Genomic DNA, 13,125 nt, shown 5'->3' with positions numbered 1-13,125 from the left:
AAAGAAACAGAGCCAGTTAAGGGTGGCACCCTTAGAACCTTCTTTTTTCAATGTTTACTTAAAAATTAAAAATATATTTAATAGTTGTATATCCATTAGATTCCAAAGTTTCCGCCTTTGATACGGGTTACTTTTTCTCTTGAAAGAAAAACTAACGAAAAAGTTCAAGAAGTTTATAATTGTCTTTGCTGGCAAGTGCAAGTGATCCCCGTTTCTTAGTAGGGTTCCTGACGGGCATGGTGGGCACGACGAAACTCGCAAGATATTTACTGCCGAAGCTCAACGACTATAAACTTCAAAATTAAAAGTTTAAAACCTAAATAAAAAATAAAAAAGGAGCGTAAGAACAGGCTTATATCAGCCTGTCTTTATGCCCCATAGTTTTTTTACAATGTTTTGACCATTATTAAGCATGGGCTTTTTTTTCCCCATATTTCAACTATTTCTTCCAAGGGTAAAAATCCAATTTTTTTATAAAAAAGCCTTGTTTTAGCATATGCTGCATTATCTAATGATTCACTTATTGTTTTAACCATTAAATATTTAACCTTTTTATGTACAATTAACCTATAATTGCATCATACCTATAATATAATTCCATCATTTCATCTAACTTTAATAAATCATGATTTTTATCCTTTGATAATCTATTATTATTTTCTAATCCTTCTCTCTTTAATTTGTTATAATTAGTCTTTATAGGGTTAAATGTATTTGAAATATTGTAACCATCATTGTTAAGTAAAAACACTATTTCTCCTTCTTGTATTGTTTTGAAATCTGTCTCGTCTATTAATTTTTTTAACTCTTCGAATATTCTATTTATTTCAACTATTTTCTCTTGGTCATTAATCATCATTCCCCCCTATAGATTTTTAAATTTTGTATCATTTGAAATCATTATATTTTCTTACTATTAACTAAGTTAATTAAAATATATTAACTTTTTTTAACATTAATTTACAAGCTTTTTAGTTAACTCACAAATTATATAAATATAAAACTTTGTTCTAGTTTTTTTTCAGTCTTTATAGTCACCTGTTTTGTATAATTTGTACCTTCTATTTTTTATTCTTTTATTTGATGTTGATAGGTTTAATCATTTTTGTATTTTTCTAACTCTTCAATTCTTTTTCTTGTACGAGAAGCCATTTCAATAGCATAAATCATTGGTTGAATAGATCCTCCTTTATACTTTAAAGCTTCTAATTTTGAAGCATTTAGAGCATATTCTTTCCATTTAGTTTGAGTATATAAAAACTTTTTCTTAGCTTCATAATCATCAGGACAAGAATCTTTAAATTCATTTAAGATTTCATTGATGGTAACATTCATAATTTCTTCCATAAGATCTAAATCATTTTTAGATTTTTTATTCATTTCAAATTGAGTATATTTTAGACTTGGAGCAGTTATGTTTAGTATAATCTCAACTGTTCCTTTTAGAAATAAAGAGACACTCTGGAAAATATCAACTAACTCTATATATGAAAGTTTTAGATTACTTGCTATTTCGTGTGCTAAAATATGTCTTAAATCAAAGCATTTGCTTATATCACTTTTGACTTTAGAAAAATCTTTTATTATTGGCGAATCCGGCACTAGAGACTCGTCTTCTTCAACAGAAAAATTCATTTTATAATTATTTTTGACTTCCTTGAGAGTTAAAAAAAATTTTTCTCCTAATAAAGATGTAAAAATATTATCTATGTCACCTATTCTATTAATTGAAACTAAATGTGAAATAAATTCACCTGTAGTAATTTTTTTAGAGTTTAAAGATCCTAAAATACTAAAATCTAATTTTTTAGTGATTAATTTTTCACTCCTATAGAAATACTCTTCATTACAATCTATTAATTCTTTTATACAAAGTCTTATTGATCCTTCAATTAAAGCTATTAATGATACAGGGATATACCTTAATAGCTCTTCTTTTTCTGTTAATTTATTTGCTTCATCTAATAAATTTTTTATGTTCCTAAGTCTAAAAGAAATTTCACTGTCAAATTTATTAAATATATTTCTTTCTTTTATTTCTCTAATTTGGATAACGTCTTTATTTTCCTTTATTTTTACAATATCTGTTTTCTGTTTTTCCAAAAATGCCATTTTTCATTCTCTCCCACTTATTAATTTATTTAAATTTTATTTTCTATATCTTTACTTAGTCCAAATATCGATTTCATCCATAATAGAAAGTTGAACTTTGATTTTATTCCCTTAATAAATAATAGGTTAATTATAGATATACTAACTTTTATTTAGTTTTTTTACAATATTTTTAACTATTTTTTTGTAAACGTCTGTATTATTTTCAAATTTTCTATATAAAAAAAGACAGCCTCTGCTGTCTTTTATTCTTAAGCACATCTTTAAATTTCCTGATTATCCCTCACTTCATTCCCTGAATATAATCAAAATACTTTCCGTATTCTTATGTTTAAAGAGCCTTTGAACACTCTAAATAACTCTCATCACTACAATTAAAATATATGCAATTTTTCTTATCTTCTAAGCATAATATTGAAAACTTTGAAGTCGCATACTCTCCTTTTGAAAATATAAGTTCTTTTTGTAGTTTAGCGTATCCACACCCCAAACATTTGGCTTCTTTCAAATCAATACTCATTTTTCCCCCTAACACATTTTTTCTAGTATAATTTTTTTATCCTCTATCCAACCATCTTATTTCCATGGATAAGAGGTTAATCACCGATATATTAACTCTTTTTTAGCTTTTTTTCAAGGGTTTTAATCTTTTTTTAACTTCATGCATTATCTTTGATTTTTTTGCATAAAAAAATCCAAGTTTTTCTTTAACGACACTGAGTAAATATTTATTAATAGATAGAGCCACTACCACCAAGGCCGTTACTAAACTTTTGAAGAGCGGGTTAATAGAAAAAATCCCCGATGATAAAGACAAGAGAGCTTTTAATCTCTATTTGACACCTAAGGGAGAGGAGGCTTGTAAGACAATTAAAGTTGAAGCAGCTGATTTTTTGAAAGAAATGATAAAAGATATCCCGGAAGAAGAATATATTAAAACGATAAATACACTGGATCAGATGCTTAAAAATGTAAAAAATATGCATACTGAAATAAAGAAGTATAAATAAAAATAAAACCAGGGATAGATATCCCTGGTTTGCTTATTTTCAATCAATTATGCTACTTCTACTTCTTTTTCTGAAGATAGGTCTAATTCTTCCCCTTCAGTTTTAGCGACAATAAGAGTACAAACTGCATCTCCTGTAATGTTTACAGCAGTTCTAGTCATGTCTAATATTCTGTCTACACCCATGATAAGAGCAATACCTTCAATTGGCAGCCCAACTTGAGCTAGTACCATAGATAGCATTATAAGTCCTACTCCAGGAACTCCGGCTGTACCGATAGATGCCAGTGTAGCTGTTAAAATTACTGCGACATAGTCACCCATAGTTAGATCTACTCCATATACAGCTGCTATAAATACTACTGCAACTCCCTGCATGATAGCAGTTCCGTCCATATTGACAGTAGCTCCCAGTGGTATTGTAAATGAACTGATACTCTTTGATACTCCAAATTCCTCCTGAACAGTTTCAAGGGTAACTGGAATTGTAGCTCCACTACTGGATGTAGAGAATGCCACAGATATAGCAGGTAAAAACTTCTTAAAGAAAGTTAATGGATTCATCTTAACCACAGCGACTAAAAGCCCTTGGTAAGTGAATAAACCATGAATAAATAATGCCCCAACTACTGTAAGCATATATTTTAACAGTGGCATCATTGCCGTATATCCAAGAGATGAAAACGTCTTAGTGATAAGGCAGAATACACCAAATGGAGCTACTTTCATAATAAGGTTTAGCATCTCTAAAACCAGGTCATTGGCTTGGTCAAACAGGTCCTTTACCTTGCTGACTCTATCTCCTAAGACAGTTAAACCCATACCTGTAAGAAGGGCAAAGAATATAATTTGTAACATATTTCCCTTAGCCATAGATGCTATGGGGTTAGATGGTACGATATCGATAAGTACATCTACAAATGGTTTTGAAGCTTTTATAGTTTTAGTAGTTTTTTCAATGCTGTCACTTGATAATCCAGCTCCTGGATCAATTATATTTGCAAAAGTAAGAGCTATAATAATTGCAACAGCTGTTGTGAAAAGGTAAAATCCTAAAGTTTTTACTCCTATTCTTCCTAATTTTTTAATATCTCCCATAGCCGAACTTCCTACAGTTAACGAGATAAATACCAGCGGAACTACCAGCATCTTTATGGCATTTATAAATACAGATCCCCCTAGTTTCAGGAAAAATCCTATAATATAATCTGCTACAAAGGGAACCTCTCTCATTGGGTATAAAATCAACCCAAATATTATCCCACTAATTAATCCAATAAAAATTTTTGTTGTTAAAGTCATTTTTTTCATCCTACCACGCTCCCATAAAATAATATTAAATTTACTACAGATGTTACAGCTAAATATTATAAGTATATAAAATAATAATACACTTTATGAGATAGTATATAATTTATATATAAGAATGTCAAATTAAAAGAGTTTTGTTATTTTGCAAAGATGTTTATGAACGGGTTTTCCAATAATTTATCTACATATGCTTTCTTTCCTAACTTTCCTAAAATTTCGCTGTAACTTGGATGGGGAAAGATAACCGGCGAAAGTTTATCCAGAGTAAGGTGGTTGGCAGCGGCTATTTGAAGGGAGGAGATCATTTCACCTGCTCTTTCAGCCAGGATCTTTACCTCCAGGATCTCTTTTTTATGGTTAGTTTCCACCCTCATCTCAAAAATATCCCCTTTTTTTGTCATGGTTCTATCTGAATCGCTCCGTCCATAGGAATAGATCTTAGTTTCCTTTCCCTCTGGGTCGGGAAGTCCCCGGGAAGCCAGTTCAGGAGAGGTAAAGGTACACCAGCTTATATTGGAATAGTCCACTTTTTTCTTCAGGGGTAAAAACATATTCTTAACTGCTAAAATTCCCTGGTAATTAGCTGTATGGGAAAATTGATACGGACCTGCCACATCTCCCACACCGTAAATATTGTGGATATTTGTCCTCAGGTAATCGTCTACTTGGATCCCTTTTTTGTTATATTTTAACCCCAATTCATCCAATCCAAGATTTTCTACATTGGGAACCCTCCCTATAGAAACCAGCAGGGCCTCAGCTTCAATTGTCCTTGGCTCTCCACCCGTTTCCACATTGAGGCTGATAATCTCATCATCCTGCGTCACAGAGACAGCATTGGTATTGACATGGATATTGACCCCCTCTTTTATCAAGGTTTCAGACAAAATATTCACTAATTCCTCACTTTCACGGATGAAAATCCGGGAAGATCTCTCCATTATATGAACTGTTGTTCCCAGCCTGTTTAAGCACTGAGCCATCTCCACTCCTATTGCTCCCCCTCCTAAAATTATCATGGATTTAGGGAGTTTTTCCAACTGAAAAAGGTTTTGATTGGTCAGGTAATCTATCTTATCCAGTCCCTCCAGGGGCGGTATAAATGGCGAGGTGCCAGTAGATATAACTATGTTCTTCCCGTGGTATTCTACTTCATCCACCAGGACAATTTTTGGATCGATTATTTTAATCTGTTCCCCTTTTTTAAATGTGATCCCATCTTTAGCTAAAATTTCCGGGGATTCATGGGAATAGACCTCCTCTATGGCATCTCTGACATCTTTCATGACCTTTGCAGTATCTATTTCTACAGATGAATATTTTTTGGCTGCATGAACATCCTTGCCTATGTTGATAAGAGCCTTGCTGGGCATACATCCCGACCAGGTACAGGTACCTCCCGGTAAACCCTTATCCACCAAGAGTACTTTTTTTCCCAGTCCGTTAGCCGTATATGCACAGGTCAATCCGCCGGCACCGGCACCAATTATTATTAAATCATACATAATTTTACCTCCAATATTAAATTTTAGTTTACTATAGATAAAGGAAAAAGTTACAATATATATATATAATAAAAGGTCTTAATATTTATATATATGACTGAACTTTCACCATGGGGCACACATAAAAAACCATGGGCTTTCTAAGTGCAACCATCAATATATAGTTATTTCCTGTTGAAATATATTACCGGGAAGGTCAATAAAATCCTTTAAAATTTAAATTGTTAAAGATTTGCAGACGTGGTATTATGGAAAAAATTATGATAAAATGTATCTTTAAAAGGGGAAAATGGAGGGCAGATGAAATCTGAGATGAAAAAAATATTGATACCTGGAGTTATATTATCTTTAATATTTTTTATAGGTATTTTTGGATACATTTATATTGAAAATTATAATGTAATAGATGCTTTCTATATGACCTCTATCACCCTTTCTACAGTGGGATTTGGAGAGGTCCAGGCGCTTAGCCCCCAGGGGAAAGTTTTTACATCGATCCTGATATTCTCTGGAATAACTGTAGTTGTTTATACATTGGGAAATATTACTAAATTTTTTATTGAAGGGGAGCTAAAATCCTATTTGAGGTGGAGGAAGATGGATAAAAAGATAGCTAAATTAAAAGATCACTACATAGTATGTGGAGCCGGCAGAACTGGAATAAAGATTATAAATGATTTTTTAAAAAAAGATTTAAATTTTGTAGTGGTGGACAATGATGAAAAAGGTATTGAAAAACTAAAGGAGATATACAGGGAAAAATTACTCTATGTAATAGGAGATGCAACAAAAGATGAAACACTCCTCCAAGCCAATGTAAAAAGTGCTAAAGTATTGATATCGGTCCTATCAACAGATGCTGATAATCTTTTTTTAACCCTTACTACAAAAGATTTAAACGGAAAAATACAGGTGATAACAAGGGCTGTAGATGCCAGCAGTGAAAAAAAATTAAAAAGAGGGGGAGCCGACTTTATAATTTCACCCTTTGAGATAGCTGCCGACAGAATAATAGCCACAGCTACCCAGACTAACTTAATTAGTTTTGTAGATGTTTTCAGTAAAAAATCAAAGATAGAGGGGTTGACTTTTGAACTGGTTGAGATAAAAAAAGGATCACAGCTGGTAGAAACAACTCTTATGGAAGCAAAAATCCCCACTAAAACTAATCTGATAGTTATTGGTCACGAAGTGGATGGAATTATGAAGATAAACCCCATGTCCCATGAGTTATTGAAAGAAAATGAAAAATTGCTGGTACTGGGGACAAAGGATCAAATAAAAAAATTAATAGAGATAGCTTCGAATTAATGACTTGAGGAGAGTTTATGTATTATTTAATAGGTATATTTATATTCTATATAGTATTTGTTATTACAGGCAGCAGAAAACAGAGGATGAAAATCAAGATAAAGAAAACTGTAACATATAAAAATGTTAATATTATTCCTGAAAATAACAGAGTAGTTGATTTTGAACCTTTGGAAGACCTGACCCTTGAAAGTAAAAATTTTATTGTTCAGAGTTTAAAGATAAAGAGTCAAAATGTAGATGAAGAGATGACATATTTAGCAGTGGTACCAAAATCTTATAATCCTGAAAAAAGTTACCCGGTGCTTTTTTTGCTCCACGGGCTGAGGGATAATGCCCATGATTGGATAGAGAAAGGCAGGCTGCTGGATAATTATGAACTTTTACTGGAGCAGAAAGATATCGGGAAAATGATCATGATCCTCCCTAATTCGGGATTTTGCGGTGAATCCTGGTATAGTGATTTTAAAAAGGTGGAAAATAAAAATTATGAAAGTTATTTTATAGATGAATTAATTTTAGATGTGAAAAAAAGATTTAATGTGGATAATGCCGGGATATCTGGATTTTCCATGGGTGGATACGGTGCTTTTAAATTAGGGTTGAAGCATCTGGAATTATTTAAGGTTATAGGTAGTTTTGCCGGGGCTGTGAGTTTAGTGAGACTGACTATCAATAAGAGAATTACCAGAATAGTTAAGTTTATCTATCTTCCTGAATTTTTATTTAGAGACGGAGATAAAAAGAAATTTGTTAATATATTTGGATCTTGGGGGAAGGCTATTATCAAGGAAGATCCCTACACCCTTATAAAACAGCTGAATACTGCAAAACAACAGGGAAAACATTTTTACCTTTCAGTTGGAACCGAGGATAAAGAACCTTATTATATGGTTCATCAATGGGTGGATATGGTAGGAAGGATAAAAAGATTTAACCTCCCCTTTGAGGCTTATATCTATCAGGGTGAAACCCATACATGGGACTATATAGCCAAAGATATAGGTAGATTTTTAAAATATAGCTGGAAATATTTAAAGTAGGATTTCTTAAGAAATCCTTTTTTTATTTAAAAAAGAATTAAACGTTGAAATACTGGACATAATGTTGTATACTCAGATATAGACAATAAAAATAGGAGGTGAATAAACTTTAAATGCGAATTATTTAAAGTTTAAACGACATGAAAAAAATATTATTATTATTAACAGTTCTACTCTTCACAATCTCTTGCGGGAAGAAAGAAACCGGAGATTCGGAAAAAAAAGACCAGACTTTGACATTCTATGCAGGATTACAGGAAGATCATGCCGCAATGGTTGCAAAAGAATTTGAAAAGGAAACGGGAATAAAAACAAATTTCGTAAGAATGAGTAGTGGAGAAGTTTTGGCCAGACTAAAAGCAGAAAAAAATAACATGTCTGCATCTGTGTGGTATGGCGGGCCCGTGGATGCATTCGTAGCAGCTAAAGAAGCTGATTTAATCGAACCATATATTTCCCCTGAAGCAGCTAATATAAAAGATGGATTAAAAGATACTGAAGGATACTGGACAGGAATTTATGTTGGTTATTTAGGATTTGTAGGAAACCAAAAAATGTTAGATGAAAAAGGGTTAAAAATGCCTGCATCATGGGCAGATCTGTTAAAGCCTGAATATAAGGGAGAGATCGTAGTGGCTCATCCTGGATCATCGGGAACTGCTTATACAATGTTGGCTACTTTAGTGCAGCTTATGGGTGAAGATGAAGCTATGGAATATTTAAAAAAATTCAACGGGCAGGTTAGACAGTATACTAAATCTGGTACTGCACCGGGAAGAATGGCAGGGCAGGGAGAAACAACAATTGGAATAACATTCCTGCACGATGCCATAAAATATAAAAAAGAAGGATATAAAGATATCGTAATCTCTGCACCATCTGAGGGAACAGGATATGAAATTGGTGGAGTAGCACTATTGAAAAATGGACCGGATCAGGAAGCTGCTAAAAAATTCATTGACTGGGTATTGACTAAAAAAGTTCAAGAAATGGGGAAAACAGTAGGATCTTTCCAATTTTTAACAAATAAAGACGCAATGCCGCCAGCAGAAGCAGACCCAATAAAAGATACAAAATTAATTAAATATGACTTTGATTGGGCAGGAAAAAATAGAATAAGATTAGTGGAAAGATTTAGTACTGAAACAAGTACTACAGCCCCAACAAAATAATTAAGATACTTCCCTTAGTAACTTTACTAAGGGAAGTCTTTATATAAAGGGAAATTGGAGGAATTATGAATAACCTTAAATTAAAAATAGATCAAGAATTAAAACATATGAAAAAATTGACTAATGACCCCACATTATTTTTAACAATAATATTTTCATTGGTAGTAGTATCATTCTTTGTACTGGTGCCTCTTTATAATGTATTGAAGGAAAGTTTTACATTTAAAGAAACATTTAGTTTTGAAAATTATAAAAATGCCTTTGGAAGAAGCGGAAATGTGGCAATAATTTTAAACACTTTGAAATTAGGTTTTATAACTGCAACATTATCGCTGATTATTGGATTTTTCTTTGCATATAGTACGTCGTATATGAAGATTAAAGGGAAAAAAATATTTGATTTTATAGCAATGCTGCCCATTATATCACCGCCCTTTGTTGTGGCGTTATCAGCAATATTATTATTTGGAAGACAGGGACTTATTACAAGGGGACTTTTAGGGATTACAGATTTTGAGATCTACGGATTTCATGGTTTAGTATTAGTTCAGGTTTTAAGTTTTTTCCCAATTGCATATTTAATGCTGGTTGGTTTATTACAGGGAATCGATCCATCTGTAGAGGAAGCTTCCAGGGATTTAGGAGCATCTAAATTAAAAGTATTTACAAGTGTAACATTTCCATTGGTTATTCCGGGGATAGCAAATGCTTTTTTACTGGTTTTTATACAATCCATTGCAGATTTTGCCAATCCTGTAGTAATTGGCGGGAATTTTACAACAATTGCTGTAAAAATTTACCAGGAAGGGATAGGGAATTTTCAATTGGGAATAGCCACAGCCCTTGCAATGATCTTACTTTCCATGTCTATCTCAATGTTTGTAGTTCAAAGATTTTATATAAATAAAAAATCTTATATAACCGTAACTGGAAAGGTTTCCAGAGCCAGGGATTTGGTTAAAGATAAGATAGTAACAATACCTGTATTTATAACTTTAATAAGTCTTACTATGTTTGTAATATTGATGTATATCCTGATCCCTATAGGATCATTTGTAAAATTATGGGGGATTAATTATACCCCTACTCTGGATCACTATAAGTATATTTTTGATTACGGTATGGATCCTATAATACAAACTACTGTATTAGCAGTAATAGCAACTATAATAACAAGTATTTTTTCCATGATCCTTGCATTTTTAATTGTGAGGAAAAAATTTATAGGAAAAACATTTATAGAGTTTACAACAATTATGGCTCTGGCTATTCCCGGAACAATAATAGGTCTAGGATATGTAATCAGTTATAACATTACCTATAAGATACCATTTACAGATATAACGTTAATCCCGCCCCTTACAGGAACGGCACTTATTATTGTTATAGCCTTTATCATCAGAAGTTTACCTGTAGGAGTCAGAAGTGGGATGAGTTCTCTTCAGCAGATTGATCCTTCTATCGAAGAAGCCGCAAGCATATTGGGAGCTTCAAGCAGTAAAGTTTTTTCAAGTGTGACTATCCCTATGATAAAAGAAGCGTTTTTCAGTGGGTTAATTTATTCATTTGCAAGAAGTATGACCTTGGTTAGTACGATTATATTTTTGATATCTGCCAAATGGAAGTTATTGACACCTACGGTAATGGATAATATAGATACCGGAAGGATAGGAATAGCATCGGCTTATTGTACAATATTAATTATAATAGTAACAACAGTAATGATAACTATGAAGATATTCATCTCAAAAATAGGTGTAAAAAAATAAAGTAAGTTAGGAGTGTAGTTCAATGAAAGAATCTAAAAGAGTAGAGATAAAGAATTTAACAAAAACATTTATATCTGGGAAAAATAAAGTAAAGGCAGTCAATGATATTAATTTAATTGTAGAACCTGGGGAATTTATATGTCTCTTGGGTCCCTCTGGATGCGGAAAAACAACGATGCTCAGGATGCTGGCAGGATTTGAAATCCCCACTTCTGGAAGTATATTTATAGGAGATAAAGATGTGGCTAACCTGACTCCGGATAAAAGAGATACTGCCATGGTATTTCAAAACTATGCATTATTTCCTCATATGAATGTCTATGATAACATCGCATACGGACTAAAAATACAAAAGAAATCTAAACAAGAAATAAATGAAAGAGTACAGAATATTTTAAAATTAATGAAGATGGAAGATTTTGCGGAGAGAACTCCTTCACAGATGTCCGGAGGACAGCAGCAGAGAGTTTCCCTTGCAAGGGCATTGATAATGAATTCTGGGGTATTATTATTTGACGAACCATTATCAAATTTAGATGCTAAATTGAGATTACATATGAGAGATGAAATTAGAAAACTTCAGCAGGAAGTTGGGATAACTTCTATCTATGTAACACATGATCAGGCAGAAGCTATGTCACTGTCTGATAAGGTCGTAATAATGAAAGATGGAGAGATTATGCAGGTGGGATCTCCAATAGAAATATACCAAAAACCAAACAGTGAATTTATTGCTAAATTTATTGGAAGAGCTAATATTTTAAAGGCAACAGTAGTTTCAAAGGAAGAGGGGAAAACAAAAATTAACTTATTAGGTTCTGAATATACAGTAGCCGATGAAATTCAATACAAAGAAGGAGACGTTGTAGAAGTCGTGGCAAGACCAGAATCGATTAAATTCAACGGAGCGAAACACCAGGGGAAAGTTGTAAAAAGTATATTTATGGGAGAAAATCATGAATATGAAATTCAGGTGGAGGACCAGATAATAGAAGTATCCTTAAATAATCCCCACGGAAAGGAAATTAAAAAAGTTGGAGAAAATTTAACTTTTATTTTTGATGAAGAATCAATACATATAATATAAGAACGTAAAAAAAGGAGATTATATAATCTCCTTTTTTCATTATACCCGCAAAGGTAACGCCCTGTGGTTGCCCGATAAGTGTAACGAGTGGCTAAAACTTAGTCACCGATAAACATCAATTTTAGTGATGAAAGATTAAAATGTTTAGATATATATTAGTTATTGATGTAGATTGGTATTGAAATAATAAAAAATAATAAAAAAACAATAAAATAATAATGAAAAATAATTGACATTATTTAAAAAGTGGTGTATACTTATTTTGTCTTTGAAAGTGCGGGAATAGCTCAGTTGGTAGAGCGTCAGCCTTCCAAGCTGAATGTCGCCAGTTCGAACCTGGTTTCCCGCTCCAAAGACTTTTAATTGATAAAAAAATCCATGCCGCGGGATAGAGCAGCCTGGTAGCTCGTCGGGCTCATAACCCGAAGGTCGTAAGTTCAAATCTTGCTCCCGCCACCAATTAAAATTCAGACCAGCTGTTAACAGCTGGTTTTTTTATTATCTAGGAAATTATAAATTTGAATATTTGTAAAAAAGAAGAAGTTTAGTTGGATGATAAAGAATTTTTAGAGAAAAAATTACTTTTAGGAAATAAATGAATAAAAAAATGTATATAAAAAGGGGCTTAGAAAATAAGCTTCTTCGAAAATATTAAGTTGTAAAAATTTAAGAATAATACAAATCTCCATATTTTTTATGATGAAAAGAAGTTAGCTTCATTTCGGTAAAACAATTAGGACAAATCAATGGATCTTTTCCATAAATTTTAAAAATACGTTCTCTCCAAGTTAAAGGAATGATAGCAG

At 32.4% G+C, this 13,125-nt stretch carries 11 protein-coding genes, 2 tRNA genes and 1 pseudogene; 8 read left to right on the top strand and 6 right to left on the bottom strand.

Annotated features, from left to right (window positions below; translation table 11 throughout):
* Nucleotides 1-386: 386 nt before the first annotated feature.
* The 4 genes from DYH56_RS15830 to DYH56_RS03195 all read right to left on the bottom strand — a co-directional run bounded on the left by DYH56_RS15830 (nt 387) and on the right by DYH56_RS03195 (nt 2,632).
* A complete protein-coding gene (locus DYH56_RS15830; RefSeq protein ID WP_158539032.1) occupies nt 387-536 on the bottom strand; it encodes a hypothetical protein in 150 nt (49 codons plus the stop codon).
* A 26-nt stretch (nt 537-562) separates the two neighbouring features.
* On the bottom strand, nt 563-856 hold the full coding sequence (locus DYH56_RS03205; RefSeq protein ID WP_114641415.1) for a hypothetical protein: 294 nt from the start codon (nt 854-856) through the stop codon (nt 563-565).
* Between the two features lie 239 nt (nt 857-1,095).
* Complete coding sequence (locus DYH56_RS03200; protein WP_114641414.1) at nt 1,096-2,112, bottom strand: lysozyme inhibitor LprI family protein; 1,017 nt, start codon at nt 2,110-2,112, stop codon at nt 1,096-1,098.
* A 331-nt stretch (nt 2,113-2,443) separates the two neighbouring features.
* On the bottom strand, nt 2,444-2,632 hold the full coding sequence (locus DYH56_RS03195; RefSeq protein ID WP_114641413.1) for a hypothetical protein: 189 nt from the start codon (nt 2,630-2,632) through the stop codon (nt 2,444-2,446).
* Nucleotides 2,633-2,819: 187 nt separating this feature from the next.
* Here DYH56_RS03195 and DYH56_RS03190 point away from each other — a divergent pair.
* A pseudogene (locus tag DYH56_RS03190) lies at nt 2,820-3,122 on the top strand (MarR family winged helix-turn-helix transcriptional regulator); the annotation flags it as partial.
* 47 nt (nt 3,123-3,169) lie between these two features.
* Here DYH56_RS03190 and DYH56_RS03185 read toward each other — a convergent pair.
* Both DYH56_RS03185 and DYH56_RS03180 read right to left on the bottom strand, forming a co-directional pair.
* The gene (locus DYH56_RS03185; RefSeq protein ID WP_114641411.1) at nt 3,170-4,432 is read right to left on the bottom strand and encodes a dicarboxylate/amino acid:cation symporter; all 1,263 of its coding nucleotides are present in this window, start codon (nt 4,430-4,432) and stop codon (nt 3,170-3,172) included.
* Between the two features lie 137 nt (nt 4,433-4,569).
* On the bottom strand, nt 4,570-5,937 hold the full coding sequence (locus DYH56_RS03180) for a dihydrolipoyl dehydrogenase family protein (protein ID WP_114641410.1): 1,368 nt from the start codon (nt 5,935-5,937) through the stop codon (nt 4,570-4,572).
* 300 nt (nt 5,938-6,237) lie between these two features.
* Between DYH56_RS03180 and DYH56_RS03175 the strand changes: the two genes are divergently transcribed.
* The 7 genes from DYH56_RS03175 to DYH56_RS03145 all read left to right on the top strand — a co-directional run bounded on the left by DYH56_RS03175 (nt 6,238) and on the right by DYH56_RS03145 (nt 12,778).
* Entirely contained in the window at nt 6,238-7,248 is a 1,011-nt protein-coding gene (locus tag DYH56_RS03175; protein ID WP_114641409.1) for a potassium channel family protein, read from the top strand.
* A gap of 17 nt (nt 7,249-7,265) precedes the next feature.
* On the top strand, nt 7,266-8,291 hold the full coding sequence (locus tag DYH56_RS03170; protein WP_114641408.1) for an alpha/beta hydrolase: 1,026 nt from the start codon (nt 7,266-7,268) through the stop codon (nt 8,289-8,291).
* A 140-nt stretch (nt 8,292-8,431) separates the two neighbouring features.
* Nucleotides 8,432-9,463 (top strand): ABC transporter substrate-binding protein, encoded by a 1,032-nt coding sequence (locus DYH56_RS03165; protein WP_114641407.1) that lies wholly within the window; start codon nt 8,432-8,434, stop codon nt 9,461-9,463.
* Nucleotides 9,464-9,528: 65 nt separating this feature from the next.
* Nucleotides 9,529-11,232, top strand: a complete 1,704-nt coding sequence (locus DYH56_RS03160) for an ABC transporter permease (protein ID WP_114641406.1) — start codon at nt 9,529-9,531, stop codon at nt 11,230-11,232.
* A 22-nt stretch (nt 11,233-11,254) separates the two neighbouring features.
* On the top strand, nt 11,255-12,319 hold the full coding sequence (locus DYH56_RS03155) for an ABC transporter ATP-binding protein (protein ID WP_114641405.1): 1,065 nt from the start codon (nt 11,255-11,257) through the stop codon (nt 12,317-12,319).
* Between the two features lie 276 nt (nt 12,320-12,595).
* Nucleotides 12,596-12,671, top strand: a tRNA-Gly gene (locus DYH56_RS03150).
* A 30-nt stretch (nt 12,672-12,701) separates the two neighbouring features.
* Nucleotides 12,702-12,778 (top strand) — tRNA-Met (locus DYH56_RS03145).
* Nucleotides 12,779-13,125: the final 347 nt, after the last annotated feature.

This window comes from Psychrilyobacter piezotolerans, from assembly GCF_003391055.1.
GTDB classification, from domain to species: Bacteria; Fusobacteriota; Fusobacteriia; order Fusobacteriales; family Fusobacteriaceae; genus Psychrilyobacter; species Psychrilyobacter piezotolerans.
This window is presented reverse-complemented; position numbering and strand designations above follow the sequence as displayed.